The organism is Zobellia russellii (assembly GCF_044597075.1).
Classification (GTDB): Bacteria; Bacteroidota; Bacteroidia; order Flavobacteriales; family Flavobacteriaceae; genus Zobellia; species Zobellia russellii.
The window spans coordinates 3,560,108-3,577,887 of the sequence record NZ_CP139000.1 but is presented as its reverse complement, the minus strand read 5'-3'; the positions used below and the strand labels follow the sequence as shown (position 1 = coordinate 3,577,887).

The window sequence follows — 17,780 nt, the reverse complement described above, 5'->3', positions numbered from 1 at the left end:
AAAAACACTTAATACCTAAATTGTAAAGTTTTTTGTTTTATTGTACTTTTTTTCGTCAAAACGATATAAAAAAGCCCCCTTTTTAGATTCCGACATGTCTTTTTCGTTCAATTTCACCAAAAAGTCCATTGTAGCAAGTTTCTTTCTAAAGTTGCGCTTATCCATTTCCACTTGAAAAATACCTTCATATAGCTTCTGCAGCTGTGGTAAGGTAAATTTCTCAGGGAGTAGATTAAACACTATCGGGAATGTACGTACCCTTCTTTGAAGACGCCTAATGGCCGATTCTACCATATCCTTATGGTCAAAAATCAAATCTGGCAACTCATCTATAGGGAACCATTCTGCACGGTACTCCTCTATCAACTCCTGGTTATATCTTTCTTTAAGAATTAATGCACTATAGGTAGTGGAAACCACACGCTCATAGGGGTCGCGGTTGGCTTTGCCAAAAGTACGCACTTGCTCCATGTACACATCCTCTAAACCGGACAGGTCTTTTAAAACCCGGTGCGCCGCATCATCCAAATCTTCATGGTTTCCTACAAAACCGCCCATAAGGGACCACCTGTCCTTTTCAGGTTCAAAACCTCTATGCACCAAAAGTACCTCCAGCCTATTATCATTAAAACCGAATATGATACAATCTACGGCCAATGTAATTTGTTGTATATCCTTATATGTTCTATCCATTTTATTCTAAACTATTGTTAATGGTTCCTTCAAAAATACGCAAAGAATCCTTGTATAAGTGTATCTGAGACATTTTTCAGGGGTCTCCGCTGAAAAAATCTTCTTGAAAACCTTCAATATCTCCTCAAATACGAACCAAAAGAGAAAAAATATCAAGTTCTGAAAATCAACATTATAGCGTTTTTATACAATTCCTTTAAAAATGTCAAAATATCCTACTTTCAATCAATTATTCATAAAACAGCCTTTTAGAAATTAGCTATCCGTGAATTTTCGACATGGACCCGCTTTTTCTCTACCAAACGCTTAGTTTCCATTTTATAAAACTCTTTTATTACGGTATCTTGCGCCCCCAAACGATTGTACAGTACAAAATCAAACCTAACCATATGATTACTGAGAGCAAAAAAATTCTTATTACCGGCGTTGCCGGCTTTTTGGGCTCAAATTTTTTAGTTAAGTCGTTAAACGAAGGACACCGTGTTGTAGGGATAGACAATCTCTCTATGGGTTCTCTAAAAAATATTGAAGCTAGCCTTGATCACAAAAATTTTGATTTTATCAAGGGCGATGTTTTAGACACCACATTAATAAACCGATTGGACGATGACTTTGACGTTATCGTTCACTTAGCGGCATTTAAAATACCAAGATACGGTAACGCTGTTGACACACTGAAAATCAACTCCAAGGGCAGTGAAAATATGTTGGAGTTTGCCCGAAAACTGAAATGCAAATTTGTTCTTGCCTCCACGTCAGACGTATACGGCATGAGTCCGGATATCCCGTTTAAAGAAGACGGCAACTGTCTTATAGGCGATTCAAAAGTGCCCCGTTGGGCCTATGCCGTTTCAAAGCTTTTTGATGAGCACTTAGCCTTGGCCTATATGGAAGATTACGATTTTCCTGTAGTTATCCTTAGATTTTTTGGTTCTTACGGACCAAATCAAAATCTATCATGGTGGGGAGGCCCACAATCTGTTTTCATAGATTGTATTTTGAACAATAAAGAAATCCCTATTCATGGGGACGGGCAGCAAACCCGGACATTCACTTTTGTAAACGATACCGTTGAAGGCATTTACGCCGCAACCATTAAGCCCGAAGCAAACGGCGAAATTTTTAACATTGGTGCAAACGAAGAAATTACCATTCTAAACCTTGCAAAATTGTTAAAAGAAATTTCTGATGAACCAACAACTTCTGAGGTAAAGTTGATTCCGTATAACGAAATATCTGCCGGCAGAAAATATCAAGACGTAATGAGACGTGTACCCGACAATTCCAAAGCGGAAAGGATTCTTGGCATAAAAGCGAAGACTTCGTTAGAAGAAGGGCTACGGATTACGTTTAATTGGCAGAAAAATGTTTCTTTGCAAAAAGCATAAATTTTATGAAAATAGCAATAGTTGGAGGAGGGTTAATGGGACTAGTATTGGCCCAGAAAATATCTTCCTCAACCAAAGCAACCGTTAAAGTACTAGAACAGGATAATTTACCAGGTGGGCTCTCTACATATCACAATTATGGAGATTTTACTTGGGATAAGTTTTATCACGCCATTACACCAACGGACACAGATTTAATTGACTTTCTAAACGAGATAGGTTTAGAGGACCAAATACAATGGCGCCGTTCACTTACTGGATTTTACGAAAACAAAAAGTTTCATTCCGTAAGTAGTTCGTTTGAATTTCTACTGTTTCCCCTTCTTGGCCCTATTGATAAAATGAGGTTAGGTTATACGATTCTCAAAGGTTCCAGAACTGATGATTGGAAAGCACTTGAAAAAATTCACGTAACCGATTGGCTCATTAAATTGGGTGGCAAAAAGACTTACGACAAGTTTTGGGCGCCCATGTTGCACGCCAAATTAGGAGAAAACCACAAGAAAGTTTCAGCCGTTTTTATCTGGACTTACATTAAAAGATTGTTCAAAGCCAGAAGCTCTGCAGCCAAAAAAGAGCACATGGCCTATGTTAACGGTGGATACAAGACTATTTTTGACCGTCTTGAAGAAAATTTAAAGCAAAAAGGTTCTAATCTGCTTTTAGACAGCAAAGTTGAAAACATATCTCCAAATCCAGACGGAGGAATGAATATAAGCTACAACGGCACTACTGAACATTTTGATAAAGTAGTTTTTACTTCCCCACTTAATGTGATGGAAAAGGTAACCGCTCCTGAGCTCTATAACATCTCAAAAAGCACGAAAGCTATAGATTATCTTGGTGTAGTTTGTCTTATTTTGGTTACCAAAAAACCCATTACACCATTTTACGTGCTGAATATTGGAGATAATGATACTCCTTTTACGGGCGTAATCGGTATGAGTTCTTTGGTAGATTTAGAAGAGACCGCAAACCAACATATTACGTATTTTCCAAAATATGTGGGCCAGGATAACGAACTTTGGTCAAAATCAGATGAAGAAATTACAGCCAATTTCCTAAATGGGGTTAAATATCTTTATCCGGATTTTGATGAAGCTGATATGATTTCCTCCCATGTACACAGAGCTTTTAAAGTTCAGCCCATGCAGGTGCTTAATTACTCTGAAATTGTTCCAAAGGTGAATACACCTCATCCAGATTTTTATGTTCTTAACACCTCGCAGTTTGTAAGTGAGTCCGTAAATAACAATTCGGTAGTTACACACGTGGATAAATTCATGAAGAATTTCAAAAGTGACATAGAAGCGTATTCAGAAAAAAGTATAGTCCAATAAAATGAGTAAACCTTTTGCGAGTCTTTCTTTGGACATGGATAACCAATGGTCCTATATGAAGATACATGGTGAAGAGGGTTGGGAAAGCTACCCTTCATACTTGGATATCTTTGTACCACACGTTTTAAAAGTTTTAGATGAATTAAATCTGAAGATTACCTTTTTTATCGTGGGCCAAGATGCTGCTTTTGAAAAGAATCATAAGTACTTAAGAGATATTGCAGATGCGGGTCATGACATAGGCAACCATTCTTTTGTACACGAAACTTGGCTTCATCTCTACTCTAGAGAAGAAATGACCACCGAAATAGATACGGCCCATGATATTATTGAAAAAGTAACAGGAAAAGCCCCAACGGGTTTTAGAGGGCCTGGATTTAGTTGGAGTCCCACTTTGCTGGAAGTTCTCGCAGATAAAGGTTATGTATACGATGCATCCACATTACCAACCGTCATAGGCCCTTTAGCCAGACTGTACTATTTTAGCACATCTAATCTTTCTAAGGAGGAAAAAGAGGATAGGAAAGAAATTTTTGGTAAGTTTTCCGATGGATTTAAAAAGCTGAAGCCTTATTACTGGAAGACCAAAAAAAACCAACGGTTGTTGGAATTACCGGTAACGACCATGCCTATATTTAGAATTCCCTTTCACCTCAGCTATCTTATTTACATAAGCAATATCTCAATCCATTTGATGTCGCTTTACCTGAATATAGCTATTTTCCTTTGTAAGATGACTAAGACTCAACCTAGCTTTTTGTTGCACCCGTTAGATTTAATAGGAGGTGATCAAATAACCAGTTTGGCTTTTTTCCCTGGAATGAATGTTTCTAGCGAAAGAAAGGTGTTCTTATTTAAGAAAGTAATGAAAAAATTGGGCAAACACTTTACTCTGACAGATATGAACGGGCATGTAAATAGCATACTCGATAAAAAGGGGTTAAAAACAGAGCAAGTACCTGATTAACAAGTGAAAAAAAAAAAAATTATCATAACTCTTTCTAAGCAATAATGAGAATTTACCGTGTTGAGACCCCTCTTTGTCGGTGTTCGTACACTTTCCCTAGTAATTTTTCATAATTTTGAACTTGTTACCTTTATCACATACGTAAAACCTATACTATTGTGTGCCTGTACCTACCTGAAAACAAGATACCAATATGCCAACCACTATCAATAAAATCGATTTAAAGCAACCTCTTGTTTCTATCATATTGCCTGCTTTTAACGAAGAAGCAATACTTGAAAATAACGTATCCCTCCTTTATGACTATTTAGAAACTCTTGAGGGTCTATACGCATGGGAAATTATTATCGTAAATGATGGTAGCACGGACAACACCCGATTCATAGCCGATGCTTTAGCGGAATCAAAACCCAATTTAAGCGCCTATCACCATATCGTAAATAGAAATTTAGGAACTGCGCTAAGAACCGGTTTCAAGCATAGCAACGGCGACTATGTTATTGTTCTGGATATTGACCTAAGTTATTCTCCAGACCATATAGAAAAATTATTATCTGAAATAAAGACCACTCAGGCCGATATGGTTATTGCCTCTCCTTATATGAAAGGGGGCAAAAACACCGCGGTTCCAAAATTGAGATTATTGTTAAGCAAGACGGTAAACTTTATGATGCGAAAAGCTTCAAGGCTTAACATCTACACTTTCACGGGTATGGTAAGAGCCTATAATGGTGATTTTATACGTTCTTTAAATACAAAATCCAGTACTTTTGATATAAATACTGAGATTTTATTGAAAGCATATATTTTAAGAGCCAGAGTTATAGAAATACCTGCACATCTAGATTGGTCCGAACAACAAAAGCTTGGTAAGATACGTACCTCAAGTTTACGTATTGTTATGGGCATATTTAATGGTTTGGCCAACAGTTTTATGTTCAGGCCCTATATGTTCTTTTGGATATTAGGGCTACTTATCTTTCTCCCTTCCTTTTACATGATTTTATGGATTGTTATTGATGCAATTCAACTTTATCCAATGACGGCCGAGATAACCAAAGGTTTTGGGCATAGATTTGCTGCTGCTATTTCTGAGGTGTTTCGCCAAAGGCCATACTCATTTATTGTAGGCGGTACCGCAATGATAATTTCTATTCAACTATTAGGGCTTGGGTTTATATCCCTCCAAAAGAAAAGGTATTTTGATGAATTGTTTCATCTAAACTCTGAAATCCTTAAAAAAACAAAAAAATTGTAATCAAAATTGATACTAAATGAAAAAAATAATTTTCTCAAGAGAAGAGTTCTTTTTTGTTCCACTTTTAGCAATTTATTTGATTATAATAACCGTTTTTTCATCTAATGAATTAGTTGGCGATGAAATCCGGCATATGCAATATGCCAATAATTTAGCCGAAGGGTATTATACCGAAGCAGATAATCCTGAAATAGGAAACGGTCCAGGATATCCAATTCTCATTACACCATTTGTTTCACTTGGCATTCCCTTAGTTTTTATTAAACTATTGAACGCGTTTCTCCTTTTCGGTGCCGTCTTTTTCTTTTTCAAAACACTTAGACTTTATATTTCTCCTCAAAAATCATTTATTCTCTCCTATATACTAGGACTATATCCGCCATTCTTAAAATATTCCGTTTCGCTTTTATCAGAGCCTTTAGTTTTATTCTTAATATGTGGCTTTATCTACAATGTCATAAAATTGTACAAGTCCAAGTCCACAAATTATACGAATCTATTTTTGTCCATTATATTTCTAGGATGTGCAACATTAACCAAAGTTATTTTTGGATATGTTCTTTTATTCTGCCTGATTGTTTATTTTGTTCTTTTCATTTGGAAAAAATCCAAAGAATCAAAATTAGCAGTATTAACATTGACTGGAGCCCTAGTCATTTGTTCACCTTTCCTATTTTACACTTACTCCTTAACAGGCAAATTCTTCTATTGGGGAACACAAGGCGGTAGTATATTATATTTTAGATCCACACCATTTCAAAATGAGGTTGGAAACTGGATAGATAAAACATATGTCTACGACACTAATATTCCAGGGTATTTTGGATTAAACGAATTCAAAAAAAACCACAAGACGTTTATTGATAGTATTATGCAATTGAAACCAATGGACCAAGATATTCTATTTAAGAAAAAGGCTATTGAAAATATTAAAAACCACCCTTTAAAATATCTAAAAAACACCGTTGCCAGCACATCAAGACTCTTTTTCAATTACCCTTATTCTTATACTCCGCAAAAAGTGACATCACTAGCATATATCATACCAAACACGCTTCTTTTGTTTAGTGTTATATTTTCACTTTATTTGGTTTCTTTAAATTTAAAAAGGATACCCTTTGAAGTTTATTTTCTAGGTTTGCTATCCATTGTTTTTATAGGCGGATTGATTCTATTAGACGGAAGGGTTCGTCACTTATCCCCGGCAATCCCCATATTACTCTTTATAATTGTTATTGTAGTAAACGAATTCACAAAACTAAAAATAAAAAAATCTTAATAACTCCATTTTGCAACCAAATTTAACCCTGCCGAAGAATACGGACGTATTACACCTTGTCTGAACCTAAGTATGGTCAAATTTCAAACGTTCCTAATACACAAAATTCAATAGGAAATAAGAAACCATATACGACCGCCTTTAGACCCTAATTTCATTTCATCGTACAAATCCAAAAGATTCAAACATTAAATTGATTCTAATGATATCTCTAAGGCACGTACTAATCGAAACTCTAAATAATAAGTATTTAACTTTATTGAAGTCTGTTACTAAAACAGAGAACATCTTTGTTATTGACCTATATAACAATAGTAGGTTTCTTGGTAAAAACAAGTTTAATGATGTATCTCATCTAAGCGACTATGGTGTTCATATATTTTCAACAATAGATACGGAAGAAATAAAAAATTACTTTAAAAACAATTTTGTTATAAATTTGCTTAAAGCCCAACATCCTGTTTCTTTTTGTTACAACTAAGCTTAGAAAACCATCTTACTGAATATTATAGCTGAGAGAACTAATCCGGAGCGACCAAAGAATAAGAATCCTTATTATAATCACTATCGCTAGGACTTCGTGTAATGGTTCGCAAAGTTCCAATAGAGGTATTGATTTCTCTAACTCCCATAGAAGCAGAAGCATCAACATTGTTTTTATCTTGCCATCTCCATTTGTAAATACCTAACTTCCAATACCCCCCATATGGTCTCTGAGAATAAACCGTTCTTTCATTTCTACTATAAACTTTAACACCATCTACCCATACTTCAAAACGACCAGAATTATCATCTCCCCAAATCATATGGATAACCACTTTTATAGTCTGCCCAGATCTAGGTACAATACCTGTTGGAGTATATGAACCGGTATTTGCAGATACTGCATTATTAACTACAAACAATTCTCCAACACTGTTTGTATTTCCATTAAAGTTAGAAGGACCTATCTGTAAATTTGTCATAGGGTCACTTGGGTTACTAAATGTACCGTGTGTCTGCCAAAAAATCCATGGTAATTCATCCGCTTTGTAACCGTTCTCAAATTTATAATCAAATCCCCACCATTGTTCTGTACCAACGGGATAGTTAACATCAGCAGGATGTTCTCTTATTTCTGCTCTATAGTTATAGTCTGCACAAGTTGATGGAGCCGCAGGAGTAGTTGGGTTAACCTTAAAACGCAAGCGATTACCAGATTTAGTAACCATTCCGGTATTACAATGACTACTAATAAAAAGCTCGTGATTACTAAAAAAACGTTCCTCTGGAACACTAATATTCTGCCAACACCAAACTTTCGGTCCATTCTCATTAGCCGCACCACTTCCTGTACTACAAGGTAAATTCCCAACTATACTTTGAGCCACCTCAATATTTAGAGAAACAGTATTTCGAAGTCCTTCTTTGTCAGCCACAGTTAAATTAACCATATAAGTACCCGGATTATCAAAAGTATGAGAAGGATTGACATCAGATGAAAAACCATCACTAAAGTTCCATTCATAACTATTAATACCCTTATCATCTGAGGAATCGCCCCCATCAAAATTTACTGTTAATGGAGCTGTACCTGAAAGTTTATCAGCATGTGCTACAGCAACCGGAGGGTTATTGACTGGTTCCTGAACATTAACAGTTATTGTTTCCTTATTTTGAAGTCCGTCAACATCAGCAACTGTTAGTTCTACTTCGTATGTACCGGCTGAATCAAACGTATGTGACGGATTGGATTTATTAGATGTTGAACCATCCTTAAAATCCCACATATATGCTGTAACCCCTATATCATCGCTTGAGTTACTTCCAGTAAAGTTCACCGTCAAAGGAAGTGTTCCTGAGGTTTTACTCGCACTTAGCTTGGCTACAGGCGCACCATTTTCCTTTGATTCTACAATAATGGAAACAGTTTCCGTGTCCTTAAGGCCTTCTGCATCCGTAACCGTAAGCTCTACTTCATATGAGCCAGCAGATTCAAAAGTATGTGAAGGATTGGGCTTATCCGAACTATTCCCGTCCTTGAAATCCCAAGAATAAGCGGTAACGCCAGTATCATCGGTTGATCCGCTTCCTGTAAACTCCACCGTCAAAGGAAGTGTTCCTGAGGTTTTACTCGCACTTAGCTTAGCTACTGGAGCTGCATTTTCCTTTGATTCTACAATAATGGAAACAGTTTCCTTATTCTTAAGGGCTTCTGCATCCGTAACCGTTAGCTCTACTTCATATGAACCAGCAGATTCAAAAGTGTGCGAAGGATCGGGCTTATCAGAACTATTCCCATCCTTGAAATCCCAAGAATAAGCGGTAACGCCAGTATCATCGGTTGATCCGCTTCCTGTAAACTCCACCGTCAAAGGAAGAGTTCCAGAGGTTTTGCTTGCACTTAGCTTGGCTACAGGCGCACTATTTTCCTTTGATTCTACAGTAATGGAAACAGTTTCCTTATTCTTAAGGCCCTCTTCATCCGTAACCGTTAGCTCTACTTCATATGAGCCTGCCGATTCAAAAGTATGTGAAGGATCGGACTTATCAGAACTATTCCCGTCCTTGAAATCCCAAGAATAAGCTGTGACGCCAGTATCATCAATTGATCCGCTTCCTGTAAACTCCACCGTCAAAGGAAGAGTTCCAGAGGTTTTGCTTGCACTTAGCTTAGCTACAGGAGCTGTATTCCCCTTTGATTCTTCTACGGTTATCATTATTACATCTGAAGCAGAGATTCCCTCTTCATCCTTTGTTACCAAAGTAACCTCATAAGAGCCGGCTTTATCAAAAGTGTGTTCAATTTCCGCCATATTACCTGTCTGGCCATCCTCAAAATTCCATTTATAAGAAACAATAGCTTTATCATCTGAAGAATCAACACCTGAAAAAGAAACTTTTAAAGGAGCTTGCCCATTTACCGGAGAACCGTTAGCTATTGCCACAGGAGGTTCATTTTTTGGAAATGGAGTATTTGGAAGCGCATCAATATTAGAATCTGTATCGTCCTCTCCCTTATTGTCTGTCGTAGTATCTTGGCCCTGGTCGTTTTCAGAGGCATCAGCAGGAACCTCCTGTGGTGTTTCCTCTTCAACATCTACTTCCTCCTCTTCTGTTGTAGGCTCATTTTGCTCCGAACTATCTTCCTCCTCTTCGGCAGGAACCTCTTTTGGGGCCTCTTCTACAGTAGTATTATCTTCTTCTATGCTATTCGGATTTTGAGTCTCATCGTCAATTTCCTTCGGAGACGTTACAAATAATGCAATATCATCTGCACCAATAGGCACTTCATATTCAACTATTAAACTACTTCCTGCTTGACTTTCATGTTCTTTTGATGCAAATGCCAAATCATCACCGTCCTTATGATCTAGTATTAAAGTAACAGGCTCCAACTGAAGTTCCCTGACTTCCAAATCAATTGAAACTTCCGTTCCTATTCTATATTCTTGCTTGGCACCCCCTAACAGACCTCCTGTCTCGGGAGCTGATTTTTCACTCAGATCAGTTTCTGACCAACTGCTAGTCTCACCCTTATAAACGTTCACTTCACCATTTCCATCATCTGTATTAATCGTGAACATCAAGGTTGCCGAATTAATCGTACCACCAATAGAATCTATTGGGCTAAAATCAAACATTAGATAGCTTGTGCGCCTCTCCTCCTCTAACCTAATAATAGGTTCATTATACCCTTTTCCGTTCTGTAGATATGCGTCATGTATAGGATTAAAAATGGCTGTTCTACTCTCAAATTCTATCTTGTTATCTAGAATATCTTCTTGATTCACCATCTCCAGAATCTCCTTTGATTCTACTGAATCCTTTTGAGAATCTCCAATTTTTGGAACGTCTTTTTGAAATACAGAATCACGTAATGTATCAACATCTTTGTTACAGGATAGAATTAATAAAAAAGTAATCGCAACAAAATATAGCCGATTAGTTAAGGTTGAAATCTGCCGTAATACCATAAAAAACTCGTTCTTGGGAGGGATGAATAACTAAACACGCTACTACATACGCCAAGAATCAGTCAAAAAGCCGACAAAAAGCTTCAAAAATCGACGAAATACATTAAATTTTAACATTTAAACCTTAGTGCTCAAAAACTTCATTACCCAAAAAAAGGGATACAGAGAAGCTAATCGGGAGCTACAAGTGCGTATGAATCATCACCATATTCAGGATCTCCCGGTCTTCTCATAATTGTTCTTAAAGTACCTATAGAAGTATTTATTTGTGTAATTCCTCTCTGTCTGGAAACCGCAACATTTTCCTCATCTTGCCAACGCCACTTGTAAATTCCAATTTTCCAATACCCCCCGTAAGGTTTCTCTACATAAACTGTTCGTTCTTGTTTCCTATATATTTTTTTTCCATCAATCCACACCTCATAAAGCCCATTACTTTCATCTCCCCACACAAGATGTATTACAATTTTGAGAGTCTGCCCAGCTTTAGGCACTACACCTACAGGAGTGTATTTTCCATTCTTCTTAATTGCATTATTAACTACAAACAATTCTCCTACTGGATTAATGCCTCCATTAAAATTAGTAGGGCCCAACTGTATATTTGTCATTGGGTAAGATGGATTACTAAAACTACCATGCGTTTGCCAGAGAATCCAAGGTAGCTCATCGGCTACATAATCCTTACCAAATTCATAATCAAAACCCCACCATTGTTCAGTACCAATAGGATAGTCAACATCTGAAGGATGTTCTCTAATTTCTGCTCGATAATTATAATCAGAGTTGCACTCTGTGGGTGCTATTGGACTAATTGGGTTTACTTTGAAATGAACTCGACCACCTGCGCTCTTCACCATATTTGAACTACAGTGACTACTAACATATAACTTATAATCATCAAAAAAACCATTACTAGGTATACTAACATCTCCCCAGCACCAAACCTTAGCCCCTGCTTCACTAGCAGATGTACTACCTGTTGAGCATGGGAGATTGTTTACTTTATCAAGACTTAGCTGTGCCGGAAACTCACCACTGCTCACCTCATCATAATCTGTCACAGTTTCGGATTTTTTATCAGTCTCAAATTTCTGTTTGTCTGTAGATACTTGATTTGATGATATTTCTAAAGGCTCTTGATTTAAAAAACCTACATCAGATAGTAAATCCTCATCAGAGCAAGAAAACGACATGGTTAAATATAGAACTAAAAACACTTTATTATTAAAATTTATTACGGTTAAATGTCTCATAATCTAGGCTTAGGAACGAAAGAATTCGTACCCCAAACGGCAATTACGATTAGATGTTTATTTTTTTCGATGAAATACTCCATTCCCTTCACAAAAAATTGAAGTTCTTAATTTTTATCGATAAACGGTATGTTTCATAGAAATAATCAGAATTCTGTACTAAAAAAAACTTCCTTGGACAATAATTTTCGCAGCTCAAAAACACTACATAAATAAACTTTTAACCCAAAAAATACGTATACAAGTAGATTAAGTAGCATATTCCGATTATTTGAATGGAACTTAGAATTAAATCATTATTTATAAAAACAAACTTTAGGCATATATAGACCGTATAGAATAATTGAATTACTTATTCCTACTACAATCGCTGTATCAATAACATTATTATTTGAAAATTTCAGTTTTTTTCTCATAGATTTCAATCTTCTAAGTCAATATAATTTACAAAAAACCTTTATAACAAATAAAAAATTGACATTATGAAACTTCTGAGAAATTAGGTGTAATCCGCCATTAACCGCTAAATTTGCATAACTATAAAGTCTTATATTTCAAACCAAAAAAATTCCCCTTGCCGAAAAATAAAAAAAAAAATAGTCGTTTATTATGGTACATGAGAAGGCTTCGGACCATGTCAATTCCAGAATTTTTTTATAGAGTTCGTACAGCTATAAACAAGAAAATTGATAAGCATACTAAAATCGGATATTTACCCAAAGGCAAGATAGACCATCTCCCCAAGAGTCTTCTTTTTATCCCTAAAGAGATAAAAATTCTTGAACCAAAAAATTATTCCATTTTTGGAAATACATTGAATTACGAAAATGCTATTGACTGGCATTACGATATTTCAAATAAAAAACACTTCCCTAAGGCTTACTCTTTTGATATTGATACGCGAAGCGGTAAAAATGGTAATGTAAAAATTGTTTGGGAAATAAACCGTTTACAATACCTGACACATATTTGTCTTAAATTCTTAGAAAGCGGAGAAGACAAATATTTAAACCGATTTATTAACATAATTGAGAGTTGGAAAAAAGAAAATCCTTACTTAGAAGGTGTAAACTGGTACTCTAATATTGAGGTGAACATTAGAATTATTAATTGGGTTATCTGTTGGGAAATTCTAAATGTTAACGAACTCATTGCTCAAAATCATTCTTTTAAAAATTTCGTAGAGATTACTTGGCTTCCATTAATTGAGTTACATGCGCAACACGCCTACCGTTATGAATCAAAATATTCTTCTTCTAACAATCACTTAATAGCAGAGGCTAGCGGCCTTTTCATTGCAGGATGCTATTGGTCTTTTAAAGACTCACATAAATGGATTAGGAAAGGGCAACATATCTTAGAACGTGAAATCATAAAGCAACATTCTGAAAACGGCATAAATAAGGAAGAAGCTTCTGAATACATTCAATTTATTACTGACTTTTTTATGCTCGCGTTGTTAATAGGAAAGCGTTCTGGGCACAACTTTAACAAAAACTACACAAAGACTTTAGAAAAGATATTTCTTTATATCAAACATATGATGGACTTGTCAGGAAACGTACCATATTATGGCGATGACGATGACGGAAAGGTACTATCATTAAATGTTGATATTTACAATGACAATTTTAGGTCACTGCTTACAACTGCCGCTATACTTTTCGAAAATCCTATATTTAAAAATAAAGAAAGTATTTTTGATTTAAAAAACAGGGTGCTGTTTGGTGAGGAAGGAGAAAAACGATTTAATGAATTAACATTTAAACAAGTTACCGTTGAAAGCAAATTATACAAAAATGAAGGTCATTTTCTAATTAAAAAAAGAAAGGATAATAATGAGGTGTATTTACATGTAGATATTGCTCCTCTAGGATATCTATCCATAGCCGCTCATGGTCATGCTGATGCCCTATCTTTCTTTCTTAATATAGATGGCAAACCTTATATCATAGACCCAGGCACATATACTTACCATTCATTTCCTGAATGGAGAGCTTATTTCAAAGGCACTTTGGCTCATAATACTATTCGTGTAGATGGCATTGACCAGGCAGTTAATGGAGGACCATGTTTATGGGTTGACCACTATACCACAAAGGTACTAGAGGTAAAAGACACTGCCAAAGAAACCATCCTGAAAGGATCCCACAATGGCTATGAGAAATTAGGAGTTCAGCACGTAAGAACTTATAACTTCAATAAGTTGAAAGATTGCATTACAATACATGATAAATTAAGTGCCCAAGATAATCAGGTCCACTATTACGAATATCCCATACATTTACATCCAGAAATAATTATTGCCCAGTTGTCTCCAAATAAATTTAGTATTTCCCATCCTGAGAAGAGGACTGTAGTTATTGAATTTGATAAGCGTCTAATCCCAAGTGTAGTAAAAGGTGCCGAAAATCCAATCCTAGGATGGTTCTCCCCCTCCTTTTTGCAAAAACAACCTACATCCGTCCTCTATAGCAAATTTGAGGCCACAGGTGATTTAGAATTGGAAACAACCATATATCTAGCATAAAATGAAAAATAAGATACTTATACACGCTCCTAATCTTTCAACACCTGGGGGTAAACAAACTTACTTTACATCTCTATTACATCATTTCACCAGTGAAATTGACTTTTTCTTTTATGGAGCCCAAGGCAAAAAAGAAGGGAAATTTAAAGTTTTAACAAGACTAATTTCAGATTTTTGGCAGTTTCATCGAAAACTTAAAAAAAACAAGTTTGACTTGGTTCACCTAAACCCTTCTATGAATATGAAATCTTTTTTCCGAGATAGTGTTTTTGCATTAATATGCAGAATAAATGGAACTAAGATGACAATATTTTGGCATGGCTGGCAATGGGAATTTGAAAAAAAAATTACACAGCGAATTTTACCTTATTTTCGTCTAACCTTTGGCAAGGCTGATTCTATGATTGTTCTTGGTAAAGAATTTGCCGATCAGCTAAAAAACTACGGGTATAAAAATCCAATTTTACCTATAACCACGGTAGCTGATCCTATTTTCTTTAAATTAAAAAACAAATTTGATGATGCAGACACCAAGAAAATTTCCACTAATCCAATAACTCTATTGTTTTTATCTCGTATAGAGCGTGTAAAAGGCATTTATGAAGCTTTGGAAAGTTTTGAGGCTTTACAAATCAACTACCCCAATATTAATTTAAAAATAGCGGGTACAGGTGGTGAATTAGCTGCTGCTGAAAAATATATTTCCTCCCGAGGTATGCAGAATATTGAATTATTAGGTTGGATAACCGGAGAAGGTAAAGCTAAAGCATTTTATGAGTCAGATATCTATCTACTTCCTTCCTACCACGGCGAAGGTCTTCCTTGTTCAATTTTAGAAGCAATGGCCTCTGGCCTTCCTGTTATTTCTACAGACGTAGGAGGTATAAAGGACTTTTTTGAAGACGGAAAAATGGGCTATCTAGTTCCTATGAAAAATCCAGAAAAAATAACGGAAAAATTGACTCTTTTACTTGACAATCTTGATAACATTAAAACTATGGGACAATATAATATAAGCTATGCCCATAACAGATTTACTCCTGAAAAAGTGAGTCACGAACTTGAGAAAATATATTCTAGTACAATTAATAGTTGAAATCAATAAAATATATGGACAATATAGACATTGATTGAAAAAATCTAATCACTTTTTATATTGTTTATATAACCCTCGGTAGGGTTCTCCTTTGGTATTATTTTAAAGGGATTACCGATTACTAAAGAGTTTGAAGGAACATCACCATTAACGAATGTGTTTGGGGCTATCAATACGTTATCCCCTATAATAATTTTCCCAACAATAACAGACCCTGTTCCAATCCATACATTGTTACCTATTACAGGGCAACCTTTAGTATTACCCCTATTTGCCTGCCCAATAGTTATTGTATGTGCAATATTACAATTGTCTCCAATTTTGGCCTTTTTATTAATTACAATTGAACCAAAGTGCCCCATAAATAAACCTCTGCCAATTTCCGTTCCAACTGGTATTTGAAACCCGTATTTTATTTTTAAATGACGTGTGATTAATCGGTAGAATAAACCTAGAAAAGGATTTTTACTTGCAGAAGATTTTCTAAAAAAAAATGTAAACCTGAAGCCAGGTATAAATAAACCTTTAAGCAAAGATGTTTCTTTATCATACCGGTATAAATCAGACTGTATTGTGTTCTTAAGACCCATATTATTTAACCTCATCAAAATTACAAATTACGATATCAAAAATAATCATTCATAAAAGTCACCAATCTTTCACCATGTATTTTATAATCAAAATTTCCTAATCCCAATTCCTGCCCTTTTAGCCCAATCTCTTTGGCTTTTATAGGATAATCTAATACATACCTCATGCTTTCCGAAAAATCCGAAACATCATAGCACTTTGCAACTAAAGCGGTTTCTTTATCAACAAAGTAACTTTTTATTTCACCAACATTGGTCGTAATTACAGGGTTCGCAGAAGCCAAATATTCACCAATTTTATGTGGAAATCTCGATGTATCCTGTAAAGTTGGTCTCAAGGGAATAAGCAAGCCTATTGCATGGTTATACAAATGAATTAGTTGATTATAAGGTATATTAGTAAAGAGTTTTACCGGGTTTCCTTCAAATTGAGAATTGATTTTATCTTGTAGTTCTTGGGTTTTTTTTGCAGACCCGCCACTAACAATCATGTACATACTGGCCTTTTCGATGTTCAGCTTTTTATAACATTCCAAAATAAAATTGATGATTTCCATATAATTAATACTACCACAATACAAAAAATAGGGTTTCTCAGTTACCTTAGGAATATCGAATTTAATATAATCACATAATATTGGTATTTTCAGAGTTGGTTTTGACGGGACGATTGTTTGATAATGTGTTAATAAAACATCACTTATAGGCAAAGCTCCACTAAATAATTTGAGCGTCCACATATCCAAAATATGGTAGTTTATTCTTCTGAAAAATGAAACCTTATTTTGAACTGACGAAGCCATTTCAACTAGGTTAACCACAATAGGAAAATTAAAAAATCTAGAATAAAAGTAATATCGTAGAATGTGAATATTCTTTCTTTCACTCACAATAGCCATATTAACTCCCCGCGTTTTAACTGCTGCTTTTATAAATTGATATTCACCCCACAAACCCTTTAACTTTTGAATATTTCTATTTACAAAACCCTTTGGTTTAAAAGTACTTTCCGAAGTATAAATATAATTCACCCCTTCGAAATTACCCTTGGGCTCAAAGTCAGGATATTGATTTTGCTTCCAGCCTCCTTTACGACACACCACGGTAACCTTGGCTCCAGTATAAACTAAAGCTTTGCTCATTAACAGCATTCTCTGAACGGATGCTAATCCGTATGGAAATCTGCTTTCTCCTAAGAAGATAATATGTTTAGATTTTTCTTCCATCAATTAAATAAATTTGATGTAAAAATAGAGGATAGGCCCCAGTTAAGCTAAATTAATTTAACATTTGAGCATTACAATACATGTCTTTCTTTGAACTAAAACGAATTCAAAATGACATTATATTTTAATTATAAATCATTAGGTATTTTTATTGAAGAGATAGGTATATTTAGGCCTAATTTAACCCACATTACCCAACTA

Annotated in this window: 12 protein-coding genes; 7 read left to right on the top strand and 5 right to left on the bottom strand. The window is 35.4% G+C overall.

Annotated features, from left to right (window positions below):
* Positions 1 to 15: 15 nt before the first annotated feature.
* Entirely contained in the window at positions 16 to 693 is a 678-nt protein-coding gene (locus SJY45_RS14590; protein ID WP_400071637.1) for an NUDIX hydrolase, read from the bottom strand.
* A 389-nt stretch (positions 694 to 1,082) separates the two neighbouring features.
* On the opposite strand from SJY45_RS14590, the gene SJY45_RS14585 reads away from it, so the two are divergent.
* The 5 genes from SJY45_RS14585 to SJY45_RS14565 all read left to right on the top strand — a co-directional run bounded on the left by SJY45_RS14585 (position 1,083) and on the right by SJY45_RS14565 (position 6,925).
* Positions 1,083 to 2,081: an NAD-dependent epimerase/dehydratase family protein gene (locus tag SJY45_RS14585; protein ID WP_400071635.1), complete on the top strand. Its 999-nt coding sequence runs from the start codon at positions 1,083 to 1,085 to the stop codon at positions 2,079 to 2,081.
* Between the two features lie 5 nt (positions 2,082 to 2,086).
* On the top strand, positions 2,087 to 3,421 hold the full coding sequence (locus tag SJY45_RS14580; protein ID WP_400071633.1) for an NAD(P)/FAD-dependent oxidoreductase: 1,335 nt from the start codon (positions 2,087 to 2,089) through the stop codon (positions 3,419 to 3,421).
* A 1-nt stretch (position 3,422) separates the two neighbouring features.
* On the top strand, positions 3,423 to 4,388 hold the full coding sequence (locus SJY45_RS14575; RefSeq protein WP_400071631.1) for a polysaccharide deacetylase family protein: 966 nt from the start codon (positions 3,423 to 3,425) through the stop codon (positions 4,386 to 4,388).
* 193 nt (positions 4,389 to 4,581) lie between these two features.
* The gene (locus SJY45_RS14570; protein WP_400071629.1) at positions 4,582 to 5,646 is read left to right on the top strand and encodes a glycosyltransferase family 2 protein; all 1,065 of its coding nucleotides are present in this window, start codon (positions 4,582 to 4,584) and stop codon (positions 5,644 to 5,646) included.
* A 16-nt stretch (positions 5,647 to 5,662) separates the two neighbouring features.
* Positions 5,663 to 6,925, top strand: a complete 1,263-nt coding sequence (locus tag SJY45_RS14565) for an ArnT family glycosyltransferase (RefSeq protein ID WP_400071627.1) — start codon at positions 5,663 to 5,665, stop codon at positions 6,923 to 6,925.
* Positions 6,926 to 7,446: 521 nt separating this feature from the next.
* Here SJY45_RS14565 and SJY45_RS14560 read toward each other — a convergent pair.
* Both SJY45_RS14560 and SJY45_RS14555 read right to left on the bottom strand, forming a co-directional pair.
* A complete protein-coding gene (locus SJY45_RS14560; protein ID WP_400071625.1) occupies positions 7,447 to 10,881 on the bottom strand; it encodes a PKD domain-containing protein in 3,435 nt (1,144 codons plus the stop codon).
* 170 nt (positions 10,882 to 11,051) lie between these two features.
* Entirely contained in the window at positions 11,052 to 12,077 is a 1,026-nt protein-coding gene (locus SJY45_RS14555) for a heparin lyase I family protein (protein ID WP_400071623.1), read from the bottom strand.
* Positions 12,078 to 12,666: 589 nt separating this feature from the next.
* Here SJY45_RS14555 and SJY45_RS14550 point away from each other — a divergent pair.
* Positions 12,667 to 14,667, top strand: coding sequence for an alginate lyase family protein (locus tag SJY45_RS14550; protein ID WP_400071622.1), 2,001 nt, complete (start codon positions 12,667 to 12,669; stop codon positions 14,665 to 14,667).
* A 1-nt stretch (position 14,668) separates the two neighbouring features.
* Positions 14,669 to 15,763: a glycosyltransferase family 4 protein gene (locus tag SJY45_RS14545; protein WP_400071620.1), complete on the top strand. Its 1,095-nt coding sequence runs from the start codon at positions 14,669 to 14,671 to the stop codon at positions 15,761 to 15,763.
* Between the two features lie 44 nt (positions 15,764 to 15,807).
* Here the strand turns inward: SJY45_RS14545 and SJY45_RS14540 are convergent, their stop codons facing one another.
* Positions 15,808 to 16,368 carry a serine O-acetyltransferase gene (locus SJY45_RS14540; protein WP_400071618.1) on the bottom strand — a complete coding sequence of 187 codons (561 nt, stop codon included), beginning with the start codon at positions 16,366 to 16,368 and terminating at the stop codon, positions 15,808 to 15,810.
* Between the two features lie 20 nt (positions 16,369 to 16,388).
* Positions 16,389 to 17,579 (bottom strand): glycosyltransferase, encoded by a 1,191-nt coding sequence (locus tag SJY45_RS14535; RefSeq protein WP_400071616.1) that lies wholly within the window; start codon positions 17,577 to 17,579, stop codon positions 16,389 to 16,391.
* Positions 17,580 to 17,780: the final 201 nt, after the last annotated feature.

What these genes read in the sequence shown, in the direction of transcription:
- SJY45_RS14585 (WP_400071635.1), top strand. Translation starts at nt 1,083, where the DNA reads ATGATTACTGAGAGCAAAAAAATTCTTATTACCGGCGTTGCCGGCTTT.
- SJY45_RS14580 (WP_400071633.1), top strand. Translation starts at nt 2,087, where the DNA reads ATGAAAATAGCAATAGTTGGAGGAGGGTTAATGGGACTAGTATTGGCC.
- SJY45_RS14540 (WP_400071618.1), bottom strand. Translation starts at nt 16,368, where the DNA reads ATGAGGTTAAATAATATGGGTCTTAAGAACACAATACAGTCTGATTTA.
- SJY45_RS14575 (WP_400071631.1), top strand. Translation starts at nt 3,423, where the DNA reads ATGAGTAAACCTTTTGCGAGTCTTTCTTTGGACATGGATAACCAATGG.
- SJY45_RS14565 (WP_400071627.1), top strand. Translation starts at nt 5,663, where the DNA reads ATGAAAAAAATAATTTTCTCAAGAGAAGAGTTCTTTTTTGTTCCACTT.
- SJY45_RS14555 (WP_400071623.1), bottom strand. Translation starts at nt 12,077, where the DNA reads ATGTCGTTTTCTTGCTCTGATGAGGATTTACTATCTGATGTAGGTTTT.
- SJY45_RS14560 (WP_400071625.1), bottom strand. Translation starts at nt 10,881, where the DNA reads ATGGTATTACGGCAGATTTCAACCTTAACTAATCGGCTATATTTTGTT.
- SJY45_RS14535 (WP_400071616.1), bottom strand. Translation starts at nt 17,579, where the DNA reads ATGGAAGAAAAATCTAAACATATTATCTTCTTAGGAGAAAGCAGATTT.
- SJY45_RS14545 (WP_400071620.1), top strand. Translation starts at nt 14,669, where the DNA reads ATGAAAAATAAGATACTTATACACGCTCCTAATCTTTCAACACCTGGG.
- SJY45_RS14570 (WP_400071629.1), top strand. Translation starts at nt 4,582, where the DNA reads ATGCCAACCACTATCAATAAAATCGATTTAAAGCAACCTCTTGTTTCT.
- SJY45_RS14590 (WP_400071637.1), bottom strand. Translation starts at nt 693, where the DNA reads ATGGATAGAACATATAAGGATATACAACAAATTACATTGGCCGTAGAT.